Annotated in this window: 18 protein-coding genes and 6 pseudogenes; 11 read left to right on the forward strand and 13 right to left on the reverse strand. The window is 74.2% G+C overall.

From position 1 onward, the window contains the following. The first annotated feature begins 90 nt into the window (after positions 1-90). Complete coding sequence (locus ACEXOX_RS28730) at positions 91-573, forward strand: DUF2243 domain-containing protein (protein WP_406524043.1); 483 nt, start codon at positions 91-93, stop codon at positions 571-573. 26 nt (positions 574-599) lie between these two features. Beyond that, the gene (locus ACEXOX_RS28735; protein ID WP_406524044.1) at positions 600-1,463 is read left to right on the forward strand and encodes a cytochrome c oxidase assembly protein; all 864 of its coding nucleotides are present in this window, start codon (positions 600-602) and stop codon (positions 1,461-1,463) included. On the opposite strand, the gene ACEXOX_RS28740 is transcribed toward ACEXOX_RS28735, so the two are convergent. Further along, a complete protein-coding gene (locus ACEXOX_RS28740) occupies positions 1,450-2,181 on the reverse strand; it encodes a hypothetical protein (protein ID WP_406524045.1) in 732 nt (243 codons plus the stop codon). The genes ACEXOX_RS28735 and ACEXOX_RS28740 overlap by 14 nt on opposite strands. A gap of 184 nt (positions 2,182-2,365) precedes the next feature. Between ACEXOX_RS28740 and ACEXOX_RS28745 the strand changes: the two genes are divergently transcribed. Then, on the forward strand, positions 2,366-3,070 hold the full coding sequence (locus ACEXOX_RS28745) for a copper homeostasis protein CutC (protein ID WP_406524046.1): 705 nt from the start codon (positions 2,366-2,368) through the stop codon (positions 3,068-3,070). Positions 3,071-3,319: 249 nt separating this feature from the next. On the opposite strand, the gene ACEXOX_RS28750 is transcribed toward ACEXOX_RS28745, so the two are convergent. After that, entirely contained in the window at positions 3,320-5,401 is a 2,082-nt protein-coding gene (locus tag ACEXOX_RS28750; protein ID WP_406524047.1) for a HelD family protein, read from the reverse strand. A gap of 414 nt (positions 5,402-5,815) precedes the next feature. On the opposite strand from ACEXOX_RS28750, the gene ACEXOX_RS28755 reads away from it, so the two are divergent. Both ACEXOX_RS28755 and ACEXOX_RS28760 read left to right on the forward strand, forming a co-directional pair. Next, positions 5,816-6,007: a hypothetical protein gene (locus ACEXOX_RS28755; RefSeq protein ID WP_406524048.1), complete on the forward strand. Its 192-nt coding sequence runs from the start codon at positions 5,816-5,818 to the stop codon at positions 6,005-6,007. 260 nt (positions 6,008-6,267) lie between these two features. Further along, positions 6,268-7,509 (forward strand): glycosyltransferase 87 family protein, encoded by a 1,242-nt coding sequence (locus ACEXOX_RS28760; RefSeq protein WP_406526498.1) that lies wholly within the window; start codon positions 6,268-6,270, stop codon positions 7,507-7,509. Between the two features lie 74 nt (positions 7,510-7,583). Here ACEXOX_RS28760 and ACEXOX_RS28765 read toward each other — a convergent pair whose 3' ends face one another. Further along, on the reverse strand, positions 7,584-9,227 hold the full coding sequence (locus ACEXOX_RS28765) for a DNA repair helicase XPB (RefSeq protein ID WP_030022270.1): 1,644 nt from the start codon (positions 9,225-9,227) through the stop codon (positions 7,584-7,586). Positions 9,228-9,467: 240 nt separating this feature from the next. On the opposite strand from ACEXOX_RS28765, the gene ACEXOX_RS28770 reads away from it, so the two are divergent. Continuing rightward, positions 9,468-10,046, forward strand: coding sequence for a Uma2 family endonuclease (locus tag ACEXOX_RS28770; protein WP_406524049.1), 579 nt, complete (start codon positions 9,468-9,470; stop codon positions 10,044-10,046). A 39-nt stretch (positions 10,047-10,085) separates the two neighbouring features. Here the strand turns inward: ACEXOX_RS28770 and ACEXOX_RS28775 are convergent. Next, positions 10,086-12,718, reverse strand: a pseudogene (locus ACEXOX_RS28775) (helicase-associated domain-containing protein). Positions 12,719-12,964: 246 nt separating this feature from the next. Between ACEXOX_RS28775 and ACEXOX_RS28780 the strand changes: the two are divergent. After that, the gene (locus ACEXOX_RS28780; protein ID WP_406524050.1) at positions 12,965-14,278 is read left to right on the forward strand and encodes a hypothetical protein; all 1,314 of its coding nucleotides are present in this window, start codon (positions 12,965-12,967) and stop codon (positions 14,276-14,278) included. A 119-nt stretch (positions 14,279-14,397) separates the two neighbouring features. Here ACEXOX_RS28780 and ACEXOX_RS28785 read toward each other — a convergent pair whose 3' ends face one another. The 4 genes and pseudogenes from ACEXOX_RS28785 to ACEXOX_RS28800 form a co-directional block, all read right to left on the reverse strand. Next, a complete protein-coding gene (locus ACEXOX_RS28785) occupies positions 14,398-15,480 on the reverse strand; it encodes an ABC transporter substrate-binding protein (protein WP_406524051.1) in 1,083 nt (360 codons plus the stop codon). Between the two features lie 55 nt (positions 15,481-15,535). Next, complete coding sequence (locus tag ACEXOX_RS28790; RefSeq protein ID WP_406526499.1) at positions 15,536-16,333, reverse strand: ABC transporter ATP-binding protein; 798 nt, start codon at positions 16,331-16,333, stop codon at positions 15,536-15,538. Between the two features lie 107 nt (positions 16,334-16,440). After that, positions 16,441-17,529 carry a FecCD family ABC transporter permease gene (locus ACEXOX_RS28795; RefSeq protein ID WP_406524052.1) on the reverse strand — a complete coding sequence of 363 codons (1,089 nt, stop codon included), beginning with the start codon at positions 17,527-17,529 and terminating at the stop codon, positions 16,441-16,443. Beyond that, a pseudogene (locus ACEXOX_RS28800) lies at positions 17,526-18,550 on the reverse strand (FecCD family ABC transporter permease). Before ACEXOX_RS28800 ends, ACEXOX_RS28795 begins: the two are co-directional and overlap by 4 nt. Positions 18,551-18,642: 92 nt before the next feature. Here ACEXOX_RS28800 and ACEXOX_RS28805 point away from each other — a divergent pair. Further along, positions 18,643-19,326 carry an HAD family hydrolase gene (locus ACEXOX_RS28805; RefSeq protein ID WP_406524053.1) on the forward strand — a complete coding sequence of 228 codons (684 nt, stop codon included), beginning with the start codon at positions 18,643-18,645 and terminating at the stop codon, positions 19,324-19,326. A 19-nt stretch (positions 19,327-19,345) separates the two neighbouring features. Here ACEXOX_RS28805 and ACEXOX_RS28810 read toward each other — a convergent pair whose 3' ends face one another. After that, the gene (locus tag ACEXOX_RS28810; RefSeq protein ID WP_406524054.1) at positions 19,346-19,585 is read right to left on the reverse strand and encodes a hypothetical protein; all 240 of its coding nucleotides are present in this window, start codon (positions 19,583-19,585) and stop codon (positions 19,346-19,348) included. Positions 19,586-19,790: 205 nt separating this feature from the next. Here ACEXOX_RS28810 and ACEXOX_RS28815 point away from each other — a divergent pair. Next, positions 19,791-20,171 (forward strand): annotated as a pseudogene (locus ACEXOX_RS28815) (cold-shock protein); the annotation flags it as partial. A 29-nt stretch (positions 20,172-20,200) separates the two neighbouring features. Here ACEXOX_RS28815 and ACEXOX_RS28820 read toward each other — a convergent pair. From ACEXOX_RS28820 to ACEXOX_RS28835, 4 genes and pseudogenes are all read right to left on the reverse strand, one after another. Beyond that, positions 20,201-21,052: a 1,4-dihydroxy-6-naphthoate synthase gene (locus tag ACEXOX_RS28820; RefSeq protein WP_406524055.1), complete on the reverse strand. Its 852-nt coding sequence runs from the start codon at positions 21,050-21,052 to the stop codon at positions 20,201-20,203. Next, positions 21,049-21,878, reverse strand: a pseudogene (locus tag ACEXOX_RS28825) (futalosine hydrolase). The gene ACEXOX_RS28820 and the pseudogene ACEXOX_RS28825 overlap by 4 nt, the downstream one beginning before the upstream one ends. A 36-nt stretch (positions 21,879-21,914) precedes the next feature. Next, positions 21,915-22,427: a hypothetical protein gene (locus tag ACEXOX_RS28830; RefSeq protein WP_406524056.1), complete on the reverse strand. Its 513-nt coding sequence runs from the start codon at positions 22,425-22,427 to the stop codon at positions 21,915-21,917. Positions 22,428-22,453: 26 nt separating this feature from the next. Then, positions 22,454-23,763, reverse strand: a pseudogene (locus ACEXOX_RS28835) (MFS transporter). Positions 23,764-23,899: 136 nt separating this feature from the next. Here ACEXOX_RS28835 and ACEXOX_RS28840 point away from each other — a divergent pair. Next, positions 23,900-24,115, forward strand: a complete 216-nt coding sequence (locus ACEXOX_RS28840) for a hypothetical protein (protein WP_406524057.1) — start codon at positions 23,900-23,902, stop codon at positions 24,113-24,115. 279 nt (positions 24,116-24,394) lie between these two features. Next, positions 24,395-25,311 (forward strand): annotated as a pseudogene (locus ACEXOX_RS28845) (DUF3027 domain-containing protein). Positions 25,312-26,062 lie beyond the last annotated feature (751 nt).

Consider the following 26,062-nt stretch of genomic DNA (forward strand, 5'->3'; position numbering starts at 1 on the left):
CGGCTCCGGCTCCGGCCCGCGACGGCGAGGCGGCCCGTATGAGGGGTACGGCAAGGAGGTGCGTATGAGGTGCACGGCAAGGAGGTGCGTATGAGGCGTACGAGGACGGTGGTCAGCGGCGTGCTGACGGGCATCGGCACCGCGGCGTTCATCGACGAGACGGTGTTCCACCAGCTGCTGCACTGGCACCACTTCTACGACAAGTCGACCACGGACGTCGGCCTGGTCTCCGACGGACTGTTCCACGCGGGCAGCTGGCTCGCGATGGTGGCGGGCCTGGTCCTGTACGCGGACGTCCGACGCCGCGGGACGCTGGTGCCCCGGGCGTGGTGGGGCGGGCTGTGCCTGGGGCTGGGCGGGTTCCAGCTCTACGACGGAACGTTCCAGCACAAGGGGCTGGGCATCCACCAGATCCGGTACGGCGTGGACCTGGCACCGTACGACTGGACGTGGAACGGGATCGCCGTACTCCTCCTGGTGACCGGCGCACTCCTGCTCGTGCGCGCCTCCCGTAAGCCTCCACGCACCACGTCGTCGCACACCGCCCCGACCACCACCTCCCGCAACCGATGACGCCTGCCACGACCGTCCCGGCCGACATGCCCGCCATATCCGCCCTGTCCGGCGCGTCCGGCAGCACCCTGCCCCCGTCCTTCACCACGGCCGTCACCGCCGCCGCCGTCCTCGGCTGCCTCGCCTACCTGGCCGCCGCGGCCCGGCTGCGCACCCGCGGTGACGCCTGGCCGTACGGGCGCGACGCGCTGTTCTGCGCGGGCGGTGTCGTCCTGGTGGCGGGCGTCGCCGAGCCCTGGGGCGCCGCGCCGCCCTTCACCGCGCACATGCTCACGCACCTGTGCGTGGGCATGGTGGCGCCGCTGCTCCTGGTGCTCGGCCGTCCCCTGACGCTGACCCTGCGCACCGCGCCCGTCCCCGTACGCCGCGGCCTGGTGGCCCTGACCCGCTCGCGCTGGGCGGCGCTCCCGGTGTTGCCGCCGGTGGCGGCCCTGCTCGACTTCGGCGGGCTGTGGCTGCTGTACCGCACGCCGCTGCTGTCGGTCAGCCACCACAACCCCTGGCTGAACACGGCCGTGCACGTCCACATCCTGCTCGCCGGTCTCGCGTTCTCCTTCGGACTGCTCGCCCTGGACCCCGTACGCCACCGCCCCGGCTTCGGCCTGCGGGCCGGTGTGCTGCTGGCGGCGGGCACGGCACACGCCGTCCTCGCCAAGTCCCTGTACGCGGCGGGCCCGCCCGGCACCTCCTTCGGTGCCGCCGACCTGCACCTGGCCTCGCAGGTCATGTACTACGGCGGCGACGCCGTCGAGCTCGCGTTGGCGGCTGTCGTGGCGTGCCGCTGGTACCGGGCCGAGGGCCGCGCCCTGCGGCGCGCGCGGCGCGCGGGCCGGCCGCCGGCGCCGCAGGGTACGGCCGGTGCCACGACGGCCGCCGCTACCCAGTCGTGAGCAGCTCCAGCTCGGTGGTCAGGTTGCGGCGGGCCACCCGCTCCCACTGCTGCTTGCCGTACGGCGTCCGGAACAGGCTCGCCATGTCCAGGAGGTGCCGCAGCACCTCGGCGCGCCCGGCGCGGAACTCCCGGTCCGGCACGAACCCGTACTCCTCGCGGACGGCGGCGGCGTAGGCCGCGTACTGCTCGGGCGCCCCGGCCAGGACCGCCAGGTCCGCGTCGCACAGGGCCGCGCCGTTGTGGTCGTCGGGGGCCGGGTCGTGGCCCGCGGTGAGGCGTACGAGGCGGGCGACCTCGGACGTACACGCGTCGTCGATGCCCAGCTCGGGCAGCGCGCGCTCGGCGAGGGCGGCGCTGCGCTCCTCGTTCTCGGAGCGTTCGGGCCGGTAGACCGCGTCGTGGAACCAGGCGGCGAGGCGGACGGCGTCCCAGTCCACGGGGACACCGGCGTCCAGGTCCGTCGCGTGCACGGCCAGCTCGTCGATGCGGTCCAGTACGGCGATGAGGTGACCGGTGGTGTGGTACCGGCGCTGCGGCTCGGACCAGCGGCCGAGCAGATTGTCCGCGTACGGGGCCGGGTCGGGGTCGGCGGGGCCGCTGCCGCCCCGGGCACCGGCGACGGCGGTGGCCCAGCGGTGGTGCAGATCCGGGAACGGGTCGGCACCGCCACCGAAGTGGGTGTGGGCCGTACCGGACGGAGGTGTCGTGCGAGCCATACGGCCCATTGTGCCCGGGGGGAGGTCAAGAGGGGGTTTCCGGTCGAGTACCGGGGCGTTGTGGCCCCGGCGGGCGGGTCGGCCCGTACCCTGGATATTGGACTAGACCTGTCGCCCGCTCGCTGTCCGTGTCGGCATCCCGTCCAGTCCTGCTGAAGTCGTCACGTCGAAGGAATGGGGACCCATGACCAAGCGCGTACTCCTGGAGGTGATCGCGCTCGATGCCGCCGACGCGGTGGCCGCCCAGGCCGGCGGGGCGGACCGCCTCGAACTCGTCAGCGACATGGCCGCCGACGGTCTCACCCCGTCGCCGCGGACCGTCGCGGCGGTCCGGGCGGCCGTCGACATCCCCGTACGGGTGATGCTGCGGGCGGCCGACGGCTTCGCGGCGGGCGACGTCGACGCCCTGTGCGCGTCGGCCGCCGCCCTGCGGGCCGAAGGGGCGGAGGAGTTCGTCTTCGGCTTCCTGGACGCGGACGGCCGGCCGGACCTGGCCGCCGTCCAGGCGCTGGCCGCCGCGGTGGACGGCTGCCGGTGGACGTTCCACCGGGCCATCGACCGCGCCGCCGACCGCGCCGCGCTGCGCAAGGAGCTGGCCGGGCTGCCCGGCCTCGACACGTACCTGACGGCGGGATCGCCGGCCGGCGTCGAGGACGGACTGCCGACGCTGCTGGCCGAGCGGGCCCGTACGGCGGAGGGCGAGTCCGGCTACGGGCCGCGGCTCCTGATCGGCGGCGGGCTGGTACTCGCGCACCTGCCGGAGCTGCTGGCGGCCGGGGTGGACGCCTTCCACATCGGCGGCGCCGCGCGTCCCTCCGGGTGGGAAGCGCCGGTGGACGCGGGGGCCGTGGCGGCGTGGCGGGAGGCGCTGGAGGGGGTGCCGGTCTAAGGAGAGCGCGGCAGGGCGCGCGCAGGCGCGCCATGCTGTGGAGGAACGCGGGGTGCCGTCGGCCCGGCCGGGTGTGACCACGAAGTCCACGAAGGCCACGGGTCGGCGGCGGCCGTCACAAGCTGGTCGGTCTCCGTGATCGGTCGGCATGTCCGAAACACCCCAGTGGGCCGCCGCCTTCGTTCCCGCGGCGATGCGGAGAAGTGAGAGGACCGGCTCAGACGTTCCCGGAGCGGTGACGGAACCGGCTCACCCGGCGGACGTGCCCAGCTGCTCCGGCAGGGCGGCCGCGTGGACCACCGCCAGCCCGGAGACCGCGCGGGTCAGGCACACGTACAGGCGGCGCAGGCCGGTGCGTTCGTCCGGCTCGCCGTCGACGATCGCGGCGGGCTCGTCGACCACCACGTAGTCGTACTCCAGACCCTTGGCGAGCGTGGCCGGGACCAGGGTCAGGCGGGACTCGGCCGAGGTCTCCTCGCCGGGCGCCAGGACGGCCAGCCCCGCGGCTTCCAGCGCCGCGCGCAGGGCGGGCAGCCGGGCCTCGGCCGCGATCAGGCCGATCGATCCTTCCTTGGCCAGCGCCTCGTGGCAGGCGGCGACGACCGCGTCGTCCAGCTCCGCCGACGGCACCGGCCGGATCGCGAAGTCCCCCGCGGACTCACGGATCGAGGTGGCCTCGGTCAGCTCGGGCGCGATCGCGGGCAGCAGCCGCGAGGCGTACGCGATCACCTCGCGCGGCACGCGGAAGCCGAGCGTCAGCTCCTCGATCCGCGCGCCCGGCTTGCCCAGGTGGGTCAGCGCCTCCTCCCACGTGTTCGTGGACCACGGCGTGGTGCCCTGCGCGATGTCGCCCAGGATCGTCGCCGAACCGGTCGTACAGCGCCGCCCCACCGCCCGGTACTGCATCGGCGACAGGTCCTGCGCCTCGTCCAGCACCACGTGCCCCAGGGAGTGCGTACGTGAGACCAGGTCCGCCGCCTCGTCGATCAGCACCGCGTCCGCCGCCGACCACTTGGCGCTCTTCACGCCGCGGGCCGGCTTCGCCCACAGAATCGTCTTCTGCTCCTCCGGCGTCAGGATGCCCTCCGCCTGCGCGGCCAGGAACTCCGCGTCGCATAGCAGCCGCAGCACCAGCTTCGCCGGATCGACCGGCGGCCACACCTCCTTGACCACGGCCTTGACCGCCGCGTTGCGCGCCACCGCGTCCTGCACCCGGTCGTCCGGCGCCTCGCCCGCCTGCTCCATCCGTACGAGCACCGCGTGCGCGATGCGCTGCGGCAGGGCCTCCCGGGCCGCCCCGTAACGGATGTCGCGGCGCCGCAGTTCCCCGACGATCTCCTCGATCTCGTACGCAGGCACCCGCCAGCGCCGCGAACCGCGCACCACCACACACGCCTCGGACGGCGCCCGCACCTGCGACCACACCGCCCGCCGCAGCACCTCCGCCAGCCGCGCGTCCCCCTTGACCGTCGCCGCCGCCGCGTCGTCCGTGCCCCGCACCTCGACGTGCGCCACCAGGTCGTCGACGGTGGCCTGCTTGACCTCCAACTCGCCCAGCGCGGGCAGCACCTGCTCGATGTAGTGCAGGAACGAGCGGTTCGGGCCGAGGACGAGCGTGCCGGAACGGGCCAGCCGCTCGCGGTGCGCGTACAGCAGGTACGCGACCCGGTGCAGGCCCACCGCGGTCTTGCCGGTGCCCGGCGCCCCCTGGACACAGACCGTGCCGCCGATGCCGGCGCGCACGATCTCGTCCTGCTCCGGCTGGATCGTCGCCACGATGTCGCGCATCGGGCCCACGCGCGGCCGTTCGATCTCGGTCTGGAGCAGCTTGCTGTGCTGTTCCGCCTCGGCCGGGTCGGCCAGGTGCTCGTCCTCGTACGCGGTCAGCTGCCCGCCGGTGTAGCCGAAGCGGCGGCGCAGGTCGAGGTCCATCGGGTCCTTCTTCGAGGCCCGGTAGAACGGCTGCGAGACCGGCGCGCGCCAGTCGATGACCATCGGGTCGCCGTCGGCGTCGTGGACGTGCCGGCGGCCGATGTAGAAGTTCTCGCCCGCCGCGCCCTCGGCCGCGTCCATGCCCGGGGCGTGCAGGTAGTCCAGGCGGCCGAAGAACAGCGGGGTGTGGGCCAGGTCGGCGAGCGCCTTGATGCGGGCGTCGACCTCGCCCTGGAGCACCTCGGCGTTGACCCAGTTCGCGGTGACGTCCGCGATGTTGAGCGCCTCGGCGTCCGCGCGCATGGCGCGCAGCGCCGCCCGGGAGGCGGCGAGGTGGGCGCGTTCGCGCTCCAGCGGGTCGGGCCGGTCGTGGGTCTGGTCGTGGGCGTGCGAGGGCACGGTGTTGCCTCCGGCGGATCCGGCTACGGATGTACGTGACGGCGTACTCGTAGGCGTCAGCAGATGCGTGAAGCGGGAAGCCGGCCGGTTTCCGTGCGGCCGGTGGCACTCCGCTCAGGCTCTGAGGGAGGCGGGCAGACCGGCGATTGTAGCCAGCAGGTATCCGGGGGCGCCAACGGATTTCCGCGGCGGGGCCGGGTGGCGGTGACGGGGACCGCCACCGCGCTTCCGCGCCGGACCCTGGCCTTCCACTCGGCGGACCCCTGACCTTCCATCCGGCAGACCCCTGATCTTCCGCCCGGTCCCGTCCATCTTCCGTAGGGGGCGGGATAGGCCCTGGGACTGACCAAAGACCGGTCAGGGATGGACCCGTGGGCCGATGTGCGGGCCCCGCGCGAAAACCATCATGGAGATATGAGCAGCGCAACCATCACCCCAGGCACCCTGCACCCGACCCACGGCGCCACCGCCCTCGGCGCGGACGCCGCCCACGCGCCGCGCACCCACGAGCAGCGGCACCTGGCCGGCAACGTCTTCCGCGCGGTCAAGGTCTTCGCCGCCGCCGCGGTCAGCGTCGTCCTCCTCGGGGAGTACGCGGAAGACTGAGCCCGCCCCCGAGTACGCCGGATTTCCGCATCTGAGCTCTCTCCCGCCCCGGACCGATACCCAACCAGCATCCGGATGACCGGAAACCGTTACAAACAGTCGGTCTCGATCGGCTAGCGTCGCCGCAGACAGCGTGCGTCCGGCGACTAGGAGGGGCCAAACAAGTGTCTGCCGCCGAGGGGACGCGGTCGCTACCGCACAGACGGCCGTGGACGCGGCATCTCACGCGCCCGGACAAGAAGACGATCGCCGCAGCGGTACTGCTCCTGCTGTCCCTGGCCGGGCTGGCCGCCGTCTTCCGGCTGGTGAGCCTGTCCATGTCGGACATAGCGGTCTACCGCGCCGAAGGCGAGGCCGCGGCGACCGGCGGTGACCTGTACGGCTTCACCGTCACCGAGTGGGACCTCCCCGCGACGTACCCGCCCTTCGCGGCCCTGCTGTTCATCCCGACGACCTGGCTCCCGCTCGGTGCTCTCAAGGTCGCCTCCGTCCTCGTCAACGTGGCCCTCGTCCCGGTCCTGCTGCACCTCTCGTACAAGGCCGCGTACACCCCCGGCACCGGCGGCTCCGCGGGCGCGTCCCGGCTGCGGCGCGCGCGGACCCTGCCCGTCGTGCTGGCCGCCACCGCGGTCGCCATCTGGCTCGAACCGTTCTTCCAGACGCTCGTCTTCGGGCAGATCAACATCGCCCTGACCTGCCTCGTCCTCTGGGACCTGGCCCGCCCGGACGGCGCCCGCCTGAAGGGCTTCGCGGTCGGCATCGCCACGGGCGTCAAGCTCACCCCGGCGGTGTTCGCCGTCTACCTGCTGATCACCGGCCGGGTACGGGCCGCCTGCACCGCCCTGGCCGGTTTCGTCTGCTCCGTGCTGCTCGGCGTGCTCGTCCTGCCGGACGCCAGTGTGGAGTTCTGGACCCAGCGGATGTTCGAGACCGGCCGGGTCGGCAAGGCGTGGATCGTCGACAACCAGTCCTTGCAGGGCCTGCTGGCCCGCTGCCTGCACACCGCCGAACCGAGCCTGCTGTGGGCGGGCGCGGCGCTGCTGACCGGCATGGCCGGACTCCTCGTCGCCCGCCAGGTGTACATGCGGCGCGGCCTGGACTCCTGGGGCGTGCTGTGCACCGCGGTCACGGCCCTGCTCGTCTCGCCGATCAGCTGGTCGCACCACTGGGTGTGGTGCGTACCGCTGCTGGTCACCCTCGGGGCGCACGTCCGCGGCGTACGGTGGCGCCGCGTCCTGCTGGTGGCGGTGGCGGTCCTCTTCACGGCCCGCACGATGTGGATACTCCCGCACCAGGGCGACCTCGACCTGCACCTCTCCTGGTGGCAGCAGCCGCTGGCGGCCCCGTACCCGGTCCTGGGACTGGCGGTGCTGGCGGCGGTGGCCTGGTGGAGCCGCCGGGCCCCGGCCGTCCCGCTGTCCACCCTGGTCCGCCGCCCCTTCCCGCTGCCACGCGCCTCCCGCCCGTCCCGCGAACTGAGCACCCGCGTCCCGGAACGCTGAGGCGGGGCGGCGGCCGGGACGGGCCGGGGCCGGGCGAGCACCGGGACGGGGGCGAACGCCATGCCGTCCCCGGCTCAGTCCTCCGCCAGCAGCTCCGTCGCGTCCACGATCCGGTACGCGTACCCCTGCTCCGCCAGGAAGCGCTGCCGGTGGGCCGCGAAGTCCTGGTCCACGGTGTCGCGGGCGACGACCGAGTAGAACCGCGCCTCGTGCCCGTCCGCCTTGGGCCGCAGCACCCGCCCCAGCCGCTGCGCCTCCTCCTGCCGGGACCCGAACGTGCCCGAAACCTGGATCGCGACCGTCGCCTCCGGCAGGTCGATCGAGAAGTTCGCGACCTTGGAGACGACCAGGACGGAGATCTCGCCCTCCCGGAACGCGTCGAAGAGCTTCTCGCGCTGCGCGTTGGTCGTCTCACCCTTGATGACCGGCGCGTCCAGATGCTCGCCCAGCTCGTCGAGCTGGTCGATGTACTGCCCGATCACCAGGGTCTGCTCGCCCTGGTGCCGCCGGACCAGCGCCTCGGTCACACTCTGCTTGCTGGCCGTCGTCGCGCAGTACCGGTACTTCTCCTCCGGCTCGGCCGTCGCGTACGCCAGCCGCTCCGACTCGGTCAGGCTGACCCGCACCTCGACACAGTCCGCCGGCGCGATGTACCCCTGTGCCTCGATCTCCTTCCACGGCGCGTCGAAACGCTTCGGGCCGATCAGCGAGAACACGTCCGACTCGCGCCCGTCCTCCCGCACCAGCGTCGCGGTCAGCCCCAGCCGCCGCCGGGCCTGGAGATCGGCGGTGAACTTGAAGACCGGCGCGGGCAGCAGGTGCACCTCGTCGTAGACGATCAGCCCCCAGTCGCGGGAGTCGAACAGCTCCAGGTGCGGGTAGACGCCCTTCCGCTTGGTCGTCAGCACCTGGTACGTGGCGATGGTGACCGGCCGGATCTCCTTCTTCGTACCGCTGTACTCGCCGACCTCCTCCTCGGTCAGCGAAGTCCGCTTCACCAGCTCGTGCTTCCACTGCCGCGCCGAGACGGTGTTGGTGACCAGGATCAGCGTGGTCGCCTTGGCCCGCGCCATCGCACCGGCCCCCACCAGCGTCTTCCCCGCACCACAAGGCAGTACGACCACACCCGACCCGCCGTGCCAGAAGCCCTCCACGGCCTGCTCCTGGTAGGGCCGCAGCGACCAGCCGGCCTCGTCCAGCTCGATCGGATGCGCCTCGCCGTCCACGTACCCGGCCAGGTCCTCGGCCGGCCAGCCCAGCTTGAGCAGCGTCTGCTTGATCTGCCCGCGCTCCGACGGATGCACCACCACCGTGTCCGGGTCCAGCCGCGCCCCCACCAGCGGCTGCACCTTCTTCGACCGCAGCACCTCCTCCAGCACCGGCCGGTCGGTGGTGGTGAGCACCAGCCCGTGCGCCGGGTGCTTGCTCAGCGTCAGCCGCCCGTACCGCGACATCGTCTCGGCGATGTCCACCAGCAGCGCGTGCGGCACCGGGTAGCGCGAGAACCCGACCAGCGCGTCCACGACCTGCTCGGCGTCGTGCCCGGCGGCCCGCGCGTTCCACAGCCCGAGCGGCGTCACCCGGTACGTGTGCATGTGCTCGGGCGCCCGCTCCAGCTCCGCGAACGGCGCGATGGCCCGCCGGCACGCCTCCGCCTGCTCGTGGTCGACTTCCAGCAGCAGCGTCTTGTCGCTCTGGACGATGAGAGGTCCGTTCACGCGCCTCGCCTTTCGCGTCACCCGCACCCGGCCGTTCCCCAGCCCCGACCGCGGCACCCGGCCGTCCGTACGGCCAAACGTCCAGTGTGCCTCATGCGCGGGCGGTCACATCGGGGTCGCTGCGGGGCACTGGTCACCGCCGCGGGGACGGAACGAGCGGGGTGGATGTCAAGCCGACGGCGCGATGTCAGTGGCCGGTGTCACACTGATGTCGATGGTTCCCACTGAGGAGGTGGCGTGATGAGCGTGGCTCACGAGGATCACTACGGTCCCTGGACGATAGAGCAGGTCATGGCTCTGGGGGAGGACCGTGGTCAGCGTCGCGAATTGATGGGGGAAGCGCTCTTGATGTCACCAGCTCCGGGAGCCAAGCACCAGCGGGCGTCGTTCCGCCTGGCCTCTTTGCTGGACGCCACCATCGCTTCGGTGGGAGCTCCGGTCGAGGTGCTGGAGGCGGTCAACGTGATCCTGCCCGACGGCCTCTTCATCCCGGACATCGCCGTGGTGGACGCCGCTGCTGCCGATCAGGACCCGGTCAATTTCGATGCCGAGGCCGTGCTGCTCGTGGTCGAGATCGTTTCGCCGTCGTCGTCCGGGCGCCGCACCGACCGGCTGCTCAAGCCGCCGTATTACGCGGAGGCCGGGATCGAGCACCTGTGGCGGCTGGAGCTGGAGCCCGTGCCGACTCTGATCGTCTGCGAGCTGGAGAACGGCCGCTACGTGGAGCGGGCCGTGGCCGAGGCCGGGCGGCCGACGCTGATCGAGAAGCCGCTTCCGGTCGAGGTGGATCCGGGAGCTCTGGTGCGTCAGCGGCGCTGACGGTTCAGGGGGCGGGCGCTTGGTGGAGTCACTGCCCCCTCACGAAGCCGTCTCGTCCGCCAGCTCCGCGACGCCCGTGATGCGGTGCAGGGGAAGGTGCGGACCTCGTCGGCGGTGTGGTCGTAGGCGGTGACGAAGCCGCCTTCGACGCGGACGGGGGCGATGACGCGCTGGCTGGCGGCGCCGTCGGCGTTGACGTAGCCGATCCAGAGGGTGGCGTTGGTCAGGACGGCGGCCTGCATGGTGGCGAGGGTTTCGGCGGAGGTGGTGCGCGGGAGGGCGCCGGGGGCCGGGGCGGGGGTGGTCGTGGGTTTGCGTTCGGCGGTCGCGGCCAGGTCGCCGGCGCGGATGGCGCGGACCGCCGCTTCGAGGAGGGTGGTGTCGGGGGTGGGCGGGCCCTCGGGGACCGGGGTGGGCGCGGTGCGGGGCGGGGTGCGGTAGGCGTCCGGGCGGGCGATCAGGACGTCGCCCTCGGCGGATTCGGCGGCGGGGGCGTAGCCCATCGCGCGCAGGCCTTCCAGGAGCTGTTCGGGCGGGGCGGCCGAGGCCAGCACGGTCGGGGCGAGCCGGCGCAGGCGCAGGGCGACGGCGCGGCGGTCGGCGAGGATCTCGGTGAGGAGCGCGTCGTCGTCGCAGCGTACGTAGGCGGAGGCCGCGCCGACGCGGAGCCTGCCGTGGCGCCGGGCCACGTCGTCGATGAGGTAGGCGAGCGGCTGCGGCACCGGGGTGCGGGAGTGCGCGGTGAGGAAGGACCGCAGTTCGGCGGCGGAGCGGCCAGCGTCCAGGGCGCGGCGTACGGAGGCCGGGGTGAAGCGGTAGACCGTGGCGCCGCCCTTGGACTCGATGTCGGCGAGCACGCCGAGCGCGTCGGCGAGGGGGCGTTCGAGGGGGCCGGGGGCGACGGCGGTCAGGTCGGCCTGGAGGAGGACGTGGTCGAGGGGTTCGGGGAGGAGCGGGGCGAGGAGGGCGGCGGCGCGGGTGGCGGCGTCCTCCGTGCTGGTGGGCGTGGCCTCGGTGTCCGCTTCCAGGAGGACGCGGGTGTGGGTGGCGAGGGCGCCGCGGCCGGTGATGCCGAGGAGTTCGGCTTCGGTCAGCGTCCACCGGGCGATACGGGAGCGCAGGTCGTCGGTGGCGGCCGGGGCCGAGGGCCCGCCCGCGTTACGGGCCGCGTTGGCGTCGGAAGCGGAAGCGGAGGAGGGGGTGGGGGCGGCGGAGGCCGGGTCGGGGCGGCGGGCGGCTGCCTTGGTGGCGCTGTTCGCGTTGGGGGGCGCTGCCTGGGCCGCGCCGCGTAGCGGGCGTTCCCAGCGCAGGCGGTCCAGTACGGCTTCGGCCGGTACGGACGCGCCGGGGGGCAGGGACGCGAGCAGGGTGAGCGTCCGGCGGCGTACCTCGGGGGCCGCGGAGCGGTCGAGGTTCGGGCCGAGCGCGGCCAGGGTACGGCCCTTCGGGTCGGGGGTGCCGACCAGCCCGGCCGTACGGGTCGCCGCGAGCCAGGCGGTGGCCAGCCGCGCCCAGCGCTCTTCGGCCGGGAGATGGCGCCAGTCCTCGGCGGCGGGGGTGGGCGCGTACCGTTCGTCCGCCTCGCCGTCGGAGGCCAGCAGCCCGGCCGCGTAGGCGAGTTCCAGCCAGAACGCGGCGGTCTGTTCGGTGACGTCCAGGGCGGCGGCGGTCCGCTTGAGGTCGCGGACCGACAGGCCGCCGGCGCGCAGGACGCCGGGGCCGCCGAGATCCCACTCCTTGAGCAGCTCCTCGACGGTGGCCAGCGCGGTGAACGCCTGGCCGGCCGCGGCGCTGTCCACAAGCTGTGGATCACGTTCGGTGGTGGGCGCGAGGGCGGGCGGCAGCGGCTCGGGAACACGGTGCGCGCGCCCCGCGCGCAGGTGGAGCGCGGCCTCGCGGGGCAGGACGACGTTGCGCGGCCCGACGGGCAGCAGCAGGCCACGGTCCAGCAGCCACTGGAGGTGCGCGGCGGGCCGGTCGGTGACGGCACCGTACGGCGGGCCCCAGACCAGCCGGTCCAGTACGGCGCGTGCCTCGCCGGGCGCGCCGTCGAGCAGCGCGGCCATCCGCGTACGGTCCTCGAACAGCCCGGTCAGGGCGGCGACGGCGGTCACCGGGTCGTGGGTCGCGGCCAGCCCGGCGGCGGCCAGGATCTCCTGGAGGCGGCCGGGCGACATGCCGGACGTGGCTTCGGCGACGGTCGGCCCCAGGCCGGTGGGGGAGGGGTGCGAGGGTCCGGGCGCGAGCAGTTCGCGGGCCGTACGGACGAGGCGCAGCCGGTCGTCGCCGCCCCAGACCAGCGCCTGGTCGCGCAGGGTGCGCAGGGCGCGGGGCAGTTCGGTGGTGATGGCGGTCGTGATGGCGGTGGTGGTGCCGGGCGTGGGGTCTGCCGGTTCCGCGTCTGCCGCGTCTCCCGCCAGCAGCCCCAGCAGCGTCCCGGACGGGCAGGGGTCCGGTGCCACCGCCAGCGCCTCGGCGGTCTGCAGCGCGAAGCGGTCCAGGCGCTCCACGGCCCGGACGACCGAGGCGCGGGTGCCGGCCCGGGTGGCGAGCTGGGTCAGGTCGCCGGGGACCGGATTGAGCAGGTCGGGGCGGGCCCGCAGCAGGTCGGCGAGCCCGCTGTCGGGGCGGGTGCGGAGCTCTTCGGCGAGCGTGCGGGGTGTTTCACTCATCCGCTACACGGTAGCGGGGGCGTGTGACGTTGTCGGGTGCAGCGCCGCGCCGGACGGCGCCCGGCGGCCGGGGCGGGTGCGGGACCGGCGACGGCGGGCGGGCGGGTACGGCCATGGCGGCGGCGGATACGGACGGCGGCCGTCCGGTCCGTACACCGCACGGGCCGGACGGCGCCGCCACCCCCGTAGGAGGGGCGATCGGGGGTACGGTCTCGGGAGGAACCGGGCTGTGCCACAGGGGATTTCGTGGGGATCGAGAGCGACCAGCTGGTCTTTGACTATCTGAGCCGGGTCGGTGATCTGGCCCAGCAGCGCGGGCTGTCCTCCGGGGCGCGGATGCGCCTGGTGGCCGAGCTGCGGGCCCAGGTGGACGCGTCGAAGCAGGACACGGTGCCCGGGGTGAGACGCGTGCTGTCCCGCCTCGGTACGCCCGAGGCGGTGGTGACGGCGGCAGGTGGCGGCGGCGCGCCCGCTCCGGGGACGCCGCAGGCCGCGGCGGAACCGCCGGAGCGGCCGGGCCTGCGCGACAAGCTGGGCGGGGCCGTTCGCCGCTTCGGCACGGGCGGCACTACGGGTGACGGTACGGGCGTACCCGGTGGGACGGGCGGTACGGCGACCCCCGTGCCCCAGGACAGCGGCCCGGCCAGGGGCGCCGGCCTGCCGGGCCTGTCCGGCCTCGGCGAAGGGCTGCGCGGCCTGGCCGGAAAGGTCCCCGCGCCGCGCGACGGCAAGCGCCGCTCCTCCCGTACCCGGGAACCGGAACCGCCGCCGGCCGCCTCCCCGCCGCATCTCGCCGGCTTCGACGAGCTGGGCGACAGCACCGTCGCCTTCGGTGAGGGCGCCGACGAGCCCGACTGGTGGCGGGTGGAGGAGGACGGCCCGTTCGGCCCGTACGGAGGGCCGTACGAGCCCAGCGAGACGGTGCCCGGCTTCGTCGGCGGCATCGAGATCCCCGAGATCCGCGAGCGCCCGCCGGGCGAGCGGAAGGACGGCCCGCTGTCCCTGGAGAAGGACGGACGGGACGACGACGAGGACGGGGAAGCGGACGACGCCGAGGACGAGGACGGAGGCGGGGAGCACGGTGAGGAGGCGGCCGAGGCCCCGCGCACCGGCGTGCTGCCCCGGGTGCTGCCGCGCCTCCTCGCGTGGCGCCGTCGGCCGGCCGCGCCGGAGCCGTACGCCGAGGAGCCCGAGCCGGTGGAGTACGTCCAGGCCGCGCGGCCGCCGCTCAGCCCGGTCCTGTTGCTGGCCGTGCTGTTGCTGGTGGCGGGCGCGGTGCTGGGGTCCTGGCTGGCGCTCGCGGGCGGCTGGGGACTCGCGTACACCTCCCGGCGGCTGCCGCGCGGCGAGGCGAAGTTCGCGGCGCTCGGGGTGCCGGGGATGGTCGTCGGCGGGCTGGTGCTGTGGCTGTGGGGCCGCGTGGACCGGTGGTGGGGCGAGTCGATCGCCGACGGGCAGCTGGGGCACGAGCTGACCGGGATGCTGCCGGTGGTGGTCCGGATCGCGGCCGTCGCCTCCGCCCTGTTCCTGGCGTGGCGGATGCGGCGACAGCCGCGCTGAGGGGCTACCGGGGCGGGCGGGCCGGGGGCCGTACGAGATCCGGCCCGCCCGCCCGTCCGCCGGCCCGCCCGTCCGCCGGCCCGCCCGTCCGCCGGCCCGACCACCGCCTGCCTCGCCGCCTACTTCTTCGCCAGCTTCTCCTGAAGCTGGGACAGGATCTTGTCGGCCGCCGTGTAACCGATGCCCTGGATCCACAGTTCGTCGTCGACGCGGAAGGTCCGGCCGTTCTTGGCGGCCTTCATGTTCTTCCACAGCGCGCCGCCGGTGACCTGCGTCTCCTTGGACTTCTCCGGGCTGCCGTACGCCGAGTAGAAGACCGCGTCCGCGTCGGCCCGGTTGATCTGCTCCGCGCCGACCTCGGTCATCATGCCGTCCGGCGCGTCCTGCACCACGCTGGTCGGGCCGGTGCCGACGTCGTTCAGGATCGTGCCGATGTAGCTGCGGCAGCCGTAGATGCGGGTGTCGGCGCCCTCGACGAAACGGACGACGTTGGTCGTGGTGCGCTTCGCGGCCGCGGACCCGCCGAGCGCCGCGGTGACCCGCCGGGTGTGTGCCTCGTACGCGGCGACCGCCCGTTTCGCCTCGGGGATCTTGCCCAGCGCGTCCGCGTGGGTGGCGAAGTTCTGCTTCCACGGGTAGCCGGTGGTCTCCGTCATGACCGTGGGCGCGATGGCCTTCAGTTGCGCGTACCGCCCGCCGTCGCGGACCTTGCTGGTGAGGATCAGGTCGGGCTTGAGGGCGGCGACCGCCTCCAGGTTGGGCGCGCCGATCTTGCCGACGTCCTTGATGCCCGTGAGCTTGTCCTTCGGCAGATAGTTCAGGAAGCCGCCGGCCACATCGGAACGGGTGGCGCCGACCGGCCGGACCCCGAGTGTGATCGCGGAGTCCAGCTCCGCGGTGTCCAGCACCACCACCCGCTGCGGCGCGTCGGGCACCTCCACCTCGCCCTGCGCCGTACGCACCGTGTGCCGCCCCGTGCCGGACGCGGGCCGCGCCCAGGTGGTGGCGGGCTGGGCCGGGCAGTCGGCCGCCTCGGCCGAAGAGCCGGAGCCGCCGGAACCACCCGTACCGGATGATCCGGACGATCCCCCCGAACCGCAGGCGGCCAGCGCCACGGAAGCGGCCAGGGCGGAGGTCACGGCGAGCGCGGTACGGCGACGCCCGGCCCGCGGGACCGGGCGGGGGACTGCGGAGAGCGGCATGACGAGCCCTTTCGGCTGGGCCGGCCCGTCCGGCCGGCGAGCGGCTACGGCGGGGTTACCCGCGCCCGGGCCCGGCAACCGCCCCGCCCGGAGCCTCCCAAGGCCGCCCCGGCACCACCAGGGGTGAGCCCGTCACAGGGTCCGGTACCACCACCGACTCCAGCCCGAACACCTCGCGCACCAAGCGCGCCGTGACGACCGCCGTCGGGCGCCCCTGCGCCACGACGCGCCCTTGCTTCATCGCCACCAGGTGGTCGGCGTAGCGCGCGGCCTGGTTGAGGTCGTGCAGGACGGCGACGACGGTGCGCCCCCGGTCGTGGTTGAGCTGCCGGATCAGGTCCAGCACCTCGACCTGGTGTGCGATGTCGAGGTAGGTCGTCGGCTCGTCCAGGAGCAGCAGATCGGTCTCCTGCGCGAGCGCCATCGCGATCCACACGCGTTGCCGCTGCCCGCCGGACAGCTCGTCCACCGCCCGCCCGGCCAGCTGCGTCACGTCCGTACGGTCCATGGCCTCCGCGACGGCCCGCTCGTCGGCCTCGGACCACTGCTGCCACCAGTGCTGGTGCGGCTGGCGGCCACGGGAGACCAGGTCGGCGACGGTGATCGCCTCGGGCGCGGCCGGGGACTGCGGCAGCAGCCCCACCGACCGGGCGATCTTCCTGGTGGGGAGGCGGGCGAGGTCCGTACCGTCCAGCAGGACCGCGCCGCGCCGCGGCCTGAGCAGCCGGCCCAGCGCCCGCAGCAGCGTGGACTTGCCGCACGCGTTGGGGCCGACGACGACCGTGACCGCGCCGTGCGGGATGTCGAGGTCGAGTCCGTCGACGACGGTGCGGTCCTCGTAGGCGAGCGTCAGATCCCGCGCCGTGAGACGGCTGACGGCGGAAGCCGTTTCCCCAGCTCCCTCGGCACTCCCACTGCTCCCGCTGCCCTCACTGCCCCCACTGCCCCCACTGCCCTCGCTCACGCGCGTCCTCCCACGGCCCGGCTGCGGATGATCAGTCGGATCAGGTACGGGGCGCCGACGGCCGCGGTCAGCACCCCCACCGGCAGTTCGGCCGGCGCGAAGAGCTTGCGGGCCGGCAGGTCGCCGAGAACGACGACGACCGCGCCGAGCAGCGCCGAGCACAGCAGCGGGATCTGCGCCGTACGGGTCAGGCGGCGGGCGGTCTGCGGGGCGAGCAGCGCCACGAAGTCGACCGGCCCGGCCGCGCCGGTCGCCATCGCCGCCAGCACCACGCCGAGCGCGGCCAGGCCGAGACGGGTGCGGTTCAGCCGTACGCCGAGGGCGGTCGCGGTGTCGTCGTCCATCGTGACGCCGCGCTGGGCGCGGGCCGCCCACAGGACGGCGGGCAGCAGCGCCGCCAGTGCCCAGGCGAGCGGCGCGGCCTCGGCCCAGCCGCGCCCGTTGAGCGAGCCGGTCAGCCACACCTGCGCCTGCTGGGCCACGGTGTAGTCGCCCTTGGTGAGGAACAACTGGGTGACCGAGCGCAGCGCGACGGCGAAACCGATGCCGATCAGGACGAAGCGGGTGGCGTGCAGGCCGCCGCGCCAGGCGAAGACGTACACGAGGGCGGCGGCGAGGACGCCGCCGGCGACCGACAGGTAGGGCAGGACGGCGTACGAGGTGATGCCGTACGTCATGGCGCCCACCGTCAACGCGCTCGCGCCCTGGGTGATGCCGATGACGTCGGGGCTGGCGAGCGGGTTGCGGGCCACGGTCTGGATCAGCGCGCCCGCCACCCCGAAGGCGGCGCCGGTCAGCAGCCCGACCACCATCCGGGGCAGCCGCAGCGTCCCGACGACCAGCCCGGCGGACGACGGCCGCCCGAAGGCGGCCTTCAGGGCCTCCCCGGGGGCCACGAAGGACTCGCCGACGCACAGGTACGCCAGGCAGACGGCGGCGAGCAGGACGGCGAGCACCCCGGCGACGGCCGCCGCCCGCCGGTGCACGAGGAAGGAGCCGCGCCCGGCCCGCACCAGGCCGTACCCGGCGGGCCGCGCACGGCCGTGCCGTACCGCGGCGCCGGGGCCGGTGGCCGGTGCCGTCATGCGGGCACCGCCTTCCGCCGTACGAGGACGACCAGGAACGGGACGCCGATCAGCGCCGTCATGACGCCCGCCGGCACCTCGGACGGCGGGAACAGTACGCGCCCGACGGTGTCCGAGACCAGCACGACGACCGGGCCGAGCAGCGCCGCCATCGGCAGCAGCCGGCGGTGGCCGCCGCCCACCAGAGCGCGGGCGAGGTGCGGTACGGCCAGGCCGACGAAGGCGATCGGCCCGGCGGCCGCGACGCCCGCGCCGGTCAGTACGGTCGCGCCGAGCCCGGCCACGACGCGTACCGCGGCGACGTTCTGCCCGAGCCCCTCGGCCACGTCGTCACCGAGCGCCAGGGCGTCCAGGCCGCGCGCGGCGGACAGCACGAGCACCGCGCCCACCAGAAGGAACGGCCAGATCCGCGCGGCGACCTCGCTGTCCCGGCCGGTCAGCGAGCCGACCTGCCAGAACCGGAACTCGTCCAGCGCCGCGGCCTTCGTCGTCAGCACCGCCATCGTGACCGCGACGAGCAGCGCGTTGACCGCCGCTCCGGACAGCGCCAGCTTCACCGGCGTCGCGCCGCCCCGCCCGGCGGCCCCGATCGCGTACACGGCGACCGCGGCGGCCCCGGCGCCGGCGAAGGCGAACCAGACGTACCCGGCGAGGGTGTGCACCCCCAGGAAGGACAGCGCCAGGACCACGCCCACCGCGGCGCCCTGGCTGATGCCGAGGACGCCGGGATCGGCGATGGGGTTACGGGTGATGCCCTGCATGGCCGTACCCGCCAGGGCGAGCGCGGCGCCCACCAGCAGGCCGATCAGCGTGCGGGGCAGCCGCAGGAAGCGCACCACCTGCGCGGCGTCGCCGTCCCCGCCGTGCAGCAGCGCGTCGAACACCTCGGAGGGGCCAGCTGGCGGCTGCCGACCGTGAGCGAGAGGAACACCGCCAGCAGCAGGGCGAGCACCGCCGCCGCCCAGCCGGCGCGGCGTCTCACCAGGAGGACTCTGGGGCTGCGGGACCGGACGGCCGGCATCGGTTCCCTTCGCGGTGGCGTCGCGGGGTGCGGGCGGGGCGGAGCCAAGGCGGGGCCAGTGTAGGCCCGGCCCACCACGGTCATCGGCCACAATGGCCACCATGGCTTCGCACACCCCGGTACCCGATCCCACGGTCGCCACGGCCTCGCAGCAGCTCACGGTCGGCTTCGACCTGGACATGACGCTGATCGACTCCCGCCCCGGCATCAAGGCGGCCTACCAGGCGCTGTCCGCCGCGACGGGCACGTACGTCGACGCGGACGCGGCGATCACCCGGCTCGGGCCGCCGCTGGAGCAGGAGATCCGCCGGTGGTTCCCCGAGGAGCGGGTCGCGGAGATCAGCGACCTGTACCGCGAGCTGTACCCGGCCCACGCGATCACCGGGACGCTCGCCATGCCGGGCGCCCGTGAGGCGGTGGCCGCCGTCCAGCGCCACGGCGGGCGGGCGATCGTGGTCACCGCGAAGTACGAGCCCAACGCCAAGCTGCACCTGGACCACCTGGACATCGGCGCGGACGCCGTCATCGGCTCGCTGTGGGCCGAGGCCAAGGCCGAGGCGCTGCGCGCGCACGGCGCGTCCGTCTACGTCGGCGACCACACCGGCGACGTACGCGGTGCGCGGACCGCCGACGCGCTGTCCGTCGCCGTGGCCACCGGGCCGTGCGGCGCGGACGAGCTGCGCGCGGCCGGCGCCAACGTCCTCCTCGACGACCTGACCGGCTTCCCGGCCTGGCTGGAGGAGTACGTGGCGGAGCGGACGCGGCGCAGCGCGTGACCCGGCAAGGCGCCGGCGCCTACGCCGTGGAGGACTTCGCCTGCCGGCGCTGCGCCGCGACGGAACGCAGCACTCCGGCCCCGGCGACGAGGAACCCGGCGCCCATCAGCATGCACACCCAGTAGAAGACGGACGGCAGCGGATCGGCCCCCACGAACAACGGGGTCACGGTGGCGAGAGTGGCCACCGCGCCAATCAGGAAAACAATCGCGCCGATCCGGACCAGCAGATCCCCGGCCTGGGGAGTTTCGTCAGACACACGACCAGGGTAAGTCCGGGCCAGAAGCGCGGAGGAACCACCCGGCGACGTCTTGTCACCGGGCACCGGACCATTAGCCTTGGGGGGTGGCGGGTCCGGTGGCCCGCTGCACTGCTATCCAGAGCTGTTTTTCCCGCAGACAACGCGCAGAACGCAGTAACCAGACCCCAGTGGTTTTCCGACGAGTACGAGGACGAGGACAGACGTGCCTACCGGCAAGGTCAAGTGGTTCAACAGCGAGAAGGGCTTCGGCTTTCTCTCCCGCGACGACGGCGGTGACGTCTTCGTGCACTCGTCGGTGCTGCCCGACGGCGTGGACGCACTCAAGCCGGGCCAGCGCGTCGAGTTCGGCGTAGTGGCCGGCCAGCGCGGTGACCAGGCGCTTTCGGTGACGATCCTCGACCCCGCGCCGTCGGTGGCGGCGGCCCAGCGCCGCAAGCCGGACGAGCTGGCGTCGATCGTGCAGGACCTCACCACGCTGCTGGAGAGCGTCACCCAGCAGCTGGAGCGCGGCCGCTACCCCGACAAGGCGCACGGCGGAAAGATCGCGAACATGCTCCGGGCGGTCGCCGACCAGCTGGACGTCCGACGCCCGGCCGGCCGGGCGCGGCCCGGTCAGCCGAAGTGGAGCGCATCACGGCCGAGGGGCGGTACGAGCCCCTCGGCCGCGGCGCGCGTGAGCAGCCCGCGCACGGCCGCGTAGCCGTCCTCGCCGAGGTCGGCGGTGAACTCGTTCACGTACAGGCCGATGTGCTGGTCGGCGACGGCCGGATCCATCTCCTGCGCGTGCTCCAGCACGTACGCGCGGGACGCCTCGGTGTCGTCCCAGGCCATCCGTACCGACTCGCGGGCCGCCGCGGCCAGCTCGCGCAGCCGCTCGGCGCCCAGCGAGCGCTTGGCGATGATCGCGCCCAGCGGGATCGGCAGGCCGGTCGTGCGCTCCCAGTGCTCGCCCATGTCGGCGAGGCAGCCGAGGCCGTAGTTCTGGTACGTGAAGCGGGCCTCGTGGATGACCAGCCCGGCGTCCACCCGGCCGTCCCGTACGGCCGGCATGATCTCGTCGAACGGCAGCACCTCGACCTCGCCGACGCCGCCCGGCACCTCTTCCGCCGCCCACAGCCGGAACAGCAGGTACGCCGTCGACCGCTCGCTGGGCACCGCCACCGTCTTGCCGGCCAGGTCCTTGGCCTCGCCCGGCTCCTTGGTGAGCACCAGCGGGCCGCAGCCGCGCCCCAGCGCGCCGCCGCAGGGCAGCAGCGCGTACTCCTCCAGCACCCACGGCAGCACCGCGTACGACACCTTCAGGATGTCCAGCTCGCCGCGCTCGGCCATGCCGTTGGTGATGTCGATGTCGGCGAAGGTGACGTCCAGCGCGGGGGCGCCCGGGACCTTGCCGTGTGCCCACGCGTGGAAGACGAAGGTGTCGTTCGGGCACGGCGAGTAGGCGATCTTGAGCGGGTCGCTCATGGCGTCCTCCAGGAGGTCGGGGTCCCGGCCGCCGTCAGGACGCGGGGGAGCGCGGCGCAGGCGGCGGAGAGCGCGCCGAGCGCGTCCCCGATGCGCCACGCGGCGCGGTCGCGCGGGCCGACGGGGTTGGAGACCGTACGGATTTCGAGCACCGGCAGGCCCTGCGCGGCGGCGGCCTCGGCGACACCGAAGCCCTCCATCGCCTCGACGAGGGCGCGCGGGTGGCGCGCGGCGAGGCGCGCGGCGTGCTCCGCGCTGCCGGTCACGGTCGAGGCGGTGAGCACCGTGCCGCGGGCGGCGCCGGTGGCCGCGGCGAGGGCCCGTACCAGGGCCGGCGGCGGGGTGTGGACGACGGTGCCGAAGCCGAGTCCGGTCACCGGAATGAAGCCGTCCGGGGTCTCGGCGCCCAGGTCGGCGGCGACGATCGCGTCCGCGACGACCGCGGAACCGACCGGGGCGCCGGGGCTGCCCGGGTCCGTCCCGGGGCGAAACCGCCACCGATCCCGGCGGAGATGACGAGGTCGTAACCGGCGCCGGCACAGATTCCGGCGGTCAGCGCGGTGGCCGTACCGGCGGCAGCGGCGGCCGGGCCGACCCCGGCGGCGAGCACGTCGAGAACCACGCCGGCCCGCGCGTGCGGGGGCGGCGCGGACGTCCGTACCCGGTGCAGCGCGTAGCCGCCCGCGGGCAGCGTGACGATCTCCGCGCCACCGTTGCCGACTGCGGCGCCGTCACCGGTCAGGCCGCCGTCGCCGGCCACGCCCGCGACCACCGCGTCGCGCTCGGCCGCGACGGCGGTGACGACCAGGACACGCGTCACGGTCACCTCACCACCACCAGCCTCACGCGTACCTCAGCGGACTCAGGATTCCGCGCGTTCGAGCTTGACGTTCCACACGCCCGTGTACTTGCCGCCCTTGGTGGCCACGACGGACACCACGGTGGAATCGGCCAGACTGCGGGTCTGCTGGTTGACGAACAGCTGGTCCGCGCTGCCGACGACCTGGTACGTCTGCTTGCTGACGTTGGTGATCGGGCTGTTGTTGGACAGCGCGATCCAGCCGTCCTCCGCCACGTCCGGCTCGACACCGAGGCGCAGCTTCTCACCCGGGTGCACGGTGAGCGTCTTCTTGGGCTCGGTGGTCAGGCACTTGGTGAACTCGGCCTGCGCCTTCTTGTCGCTGGCGGCCAGATCGCCGAGCACCTTGCCGTCGTCGTAGCAGGCGGCCTCGGCGGTCACGGTGTCCTTGCCGGCGGTCACCGTGGCGAGCGGAGTCGGCTTCTCACAGGCGGAGAGGGTGACGAGCCCCAGGGACACGGCACCGAGGGCGGCAGCGGCGCGGTGGCCAGTACCCCAAGAAGAGAACGCGGTCATGCGGGCAGGCTATCGGTCGGCCCCGGTCACGCCACACGAGGGTGGGGCGCGCCGTGCCGCGCCGCGTCCAGCAGGCCGCGCACGGCCAGCATCACGCCGGTCGCGACGAGCGCCGCGGCCACCGCCAGACCCACCGTACCGTTCAGCGGCAGCCCGATCCCGACCGCGCCGCCGACCACCCAGGACAGCTGGAGCGCGGTCTCGGAACGGGCGAACGCCGACGTACGGACCGACTCCGGCACGTCCCGCTGGATCACCGCGTCCAGCGACAGCTTCGCCAGCGCCTGGCACAGCCCCGCCGTCGCCGCCGCGGCCGTCACCACCACGATCGCCAGCACCGCGTAGAAGACCGCCGCGGTCGCCGCCACGGCCAGCGCCAGCCCCAGCACCACCGCGATGATCAGCTCCGGCGCCCTGGCCCGCAGCCACGCGCCGAACGCCGTCCCCAGCGCGTTGCCCGCCCCCGCCGCCACCGCCACCAGGCCCAGCGAGACCTGCGGCCCCAGCCCGCCCAGCGGATGCTCGCGCAGCAGGAACGCCAGGAAGAACGTCAGCAGGCCGGACAGGGACCGCAGCGCACAGTTCGCCTGGAGGCCGTGCAGCACGGACGGCCCGACCGTACGGAGCCCCGGCCGCCGCCCGCCGGCCAGCGCCTTCCCCGGCCGCTCGCCCGCCGCCTTCCCGGGCCCCGCGCCGTCCTCGCCGGACGCCAGCCGGGCCCGCCCCTCACCCTTCGCCGAGTCCACCTTGTGCGGCAGCGAGAACGACAGGAAGGTGCCCGCCACGAACACCGTGAACGCCCCGTACAGCGGCCAGCTCGGCCCGATCAGATGCAGCGCGCCCCCAGCGGCGCCGCCGCGCCCGTCGCCAGCAGCCCCGCGAGCGTCACCCGCGAATTGGCCTTCACCAACGAGATGCGGGGCGGCAGCAGGCGCGGCACGACGGCGCTCCGCACCACCCCGTACGCCTTCGAAGACACCAATACGCCCAATGCCGCCGGATACAGCTCCAGGCCCCCGCCCGCCACCGCGCCCGACATGGTCAGCGCCAGCAGCGCGCGGGCCAGCATCGCCCCGGCCATCGCCGCCCGGCGGCCGTGCGGCACCCGGTCCAGCAGCGGCCCGATCACCGGCGCGAGCAGCGCGAACGGCGCCATCGTCACCGCCAGGTACAGCGCCACCCGGCCGCGCGCCTGGTCCGTCGGCACCGAGAAGAACACCGTCGAGGCCAGCGCCACCGTGATCAGCATGTCACCGGCCGAATTCACCGCGTGCAACTCGATCAGCTTGCCGAGACCCGACTCGCCCGCGCCGTGCGCGTGGGTGGCACGCCGTATGCCACGCCCGGCCGCCGTGAACGGACGGCGCAGCGCCCGCCCGGCGGCACGGCACACCCGGCCCGCTCCGCCACCCTCCCGTACCGGCCGCGTGGACGCCGTCGAGACCCGCGCACCCTTGGGGACACGCGGGCCGGTGGAGATCCGCGAAGCCTTGGCGATCCGCGGGGCCCGGGCCGCCCTCGCCGTCCCCGACCTGGAGATCCGCGACGCCCGCGACATCCGCGGCAGCCTCGACTTCCTCGACGCCCGTCCGGCAGCCACGCAGCAATACTGCCCCAACTCGCCCGGGACATGGCTCTTTCCGGGCCCTGTCGCGCCGAGCCGCCCGGCCGCCGGACGCTGCCGGTGACATTTGCCGCTCCCGGCGAGGGGTCGTCCACCTTTGAAGGGGTAGCGTGTGTAGCGCGCCACCGGCGGTCGTTCTTGGCCGCGCGCCTTGCCGCGATCCCGCAGAATGGGTCGTAAGAGGTGCGCTCGACCGAGATGACCGGGCGCGGACGTCGACGCGGTCCCCAGGTCCGCTCCGCCCGCCCCGGCACGCCGGTCGTCCGGACAAGGACAGGACAGCTCCGGCTGGCGCACTCGTGAGACGGCGTGGAAGAGAGAATCGATTCTTGTGAGTGCTGCGATGCGAAGCCGTACCCCTGACCGCCTGTGCGCCGAGGCGGTCGACCTTGCCCGCGTGGCGGCCGAGGAGGCCGCGGCGCCCGGCACGGTCGGCGAGCACATCGACGCCGTCGCGGACGGAGACCGCGTCGTCACGCACCTGTTCGAATGCAAGGAGCCCGGCTACCGGGGCTGGCGCTGGGCCGTCACCGTCGCCCGCGCGTCCCGGGCCAAACACGTCACCCTCGACGAGAGTGTCCTGCTGCCCGGCCCCGACGCGCTGCTGGCCCCCGAATGGGTGCCCTGGAGCGAGCGGCTGCGCCCCGGCGACATGGGCCCCGGCGACCTGCTCCCCACCGAGGCCGAGGATCTCCGGCTGGAGCCCGGCGCTGCTCCCCTGGGGGGAGCGGAGGACGCGGGGGCGGGTGCCGCCCAGGTCTCGCCCGGTGTCACCGAGCTGGCGGACGCCGAGGACGCCGACGTCGAGCCCGGGTCGCCCGCGGCCCAGCCCGCGACGACCACCCGCGGCAGCGTCGCGGCGGTCGCCGACGAGCTCGGCATGGGGCGCTCCCGGGTCCTCTCCCGCTACGGCCTGCACGCCGCGGCCGACCGCTGGGAAGAGGAGTACGGCCCCAAGACCGCCATGGCCCAGGCCGCCCCCGCCAACTGCGTCTCCTGCGGCTTCCTGGTGCCCCTGGCCGGCTCGCTCCGCCAGGCCTTCGGCATCTGCGGCAACGAGTTCGGTCCTGCGGACGGGCATGTCGTGTCCCTCGGCTACGGGTGCGGGGGCCACTCCGAGGCCGCCGTCATGCCGAGGCCTCCGCGGCCGGCGCCTCCCGTTATCGACGAGAACGTTGTGGATCCGTTCACGTTGCGTCCTGACCGGACGGGGGGTCTGTGGAGGACTCCGGGCCGGCCGAAGAGTTCGGTCATAGCTGACGCGCTTCCGGCGGGGCCAGTCGGTCACGTAGCTCGCCCTCATGGTGTTGGCGTTCGCGCTTCGCGCGGGGGTTTGCGCTGGCGCGCGGCTCGCATGGGTTTCGTTGTGGTGGCGGGGGCGCGCAGGGGGCCAACTCCTCGGCACCGTGCACGTCCACCGCTTGAACATTGGGGACGCAGATACCCGGCTGCCTGCGGGGATGGCCCCCTACACGCCCCCTCCGGCCGGATTGGCGAGCCGAGGTCGGTGGGGGAATTTTTCGATCACCCTGGTGCCCGCCCTCCTGGGGGTGAGGCGCACGGGGTGGGGGCGGGAAGGCAGCGCGACTGGCTTGGCCGACGCCATGGGCTCGGGCTTGGTTTGTGAAAGTGCCTCGCCCGATCGCTTCCGATAGTCGCCGTACGGCCAGGGCTCGGGGACACGTAGGGGGCTCCCCGCAGGCAGCCGGGTATCTGCGTTCCCTTATGTTCCTGACCAGGTCGTGCACGGTGCCGAGGAGTGACCCCTGCGGGGCCCCGAGCCCCCACCCACCGGCCCTACCGCGCAAGACGCGCGCACCGCACCGGGTGCGTCCTCAATGTTCCATCGCGGACTGGCACGGTGCCGTGGGGGCACCCCCGGCCGAAGGCTGGGGAGAGTGACCCCTGCGGGGCCCCGAGCCCCCCACCACCGGACCCATCGCGCACGACGGGCGCACCGTACCGAGCGCGCTACAGCTCGTGAAAACCCCAGCCCGACCGCTCGGAAAGC

Source organism: Streptomyces sp. Ac-502, assembly GCF_045222935.1.
GTDB classification, from domain to species: Bacteria; Actinomycetota; Actinomycetes; order Streptomycetales; family Streptomycetaceae; genus Streptomyces; species Streptomyces monomycini.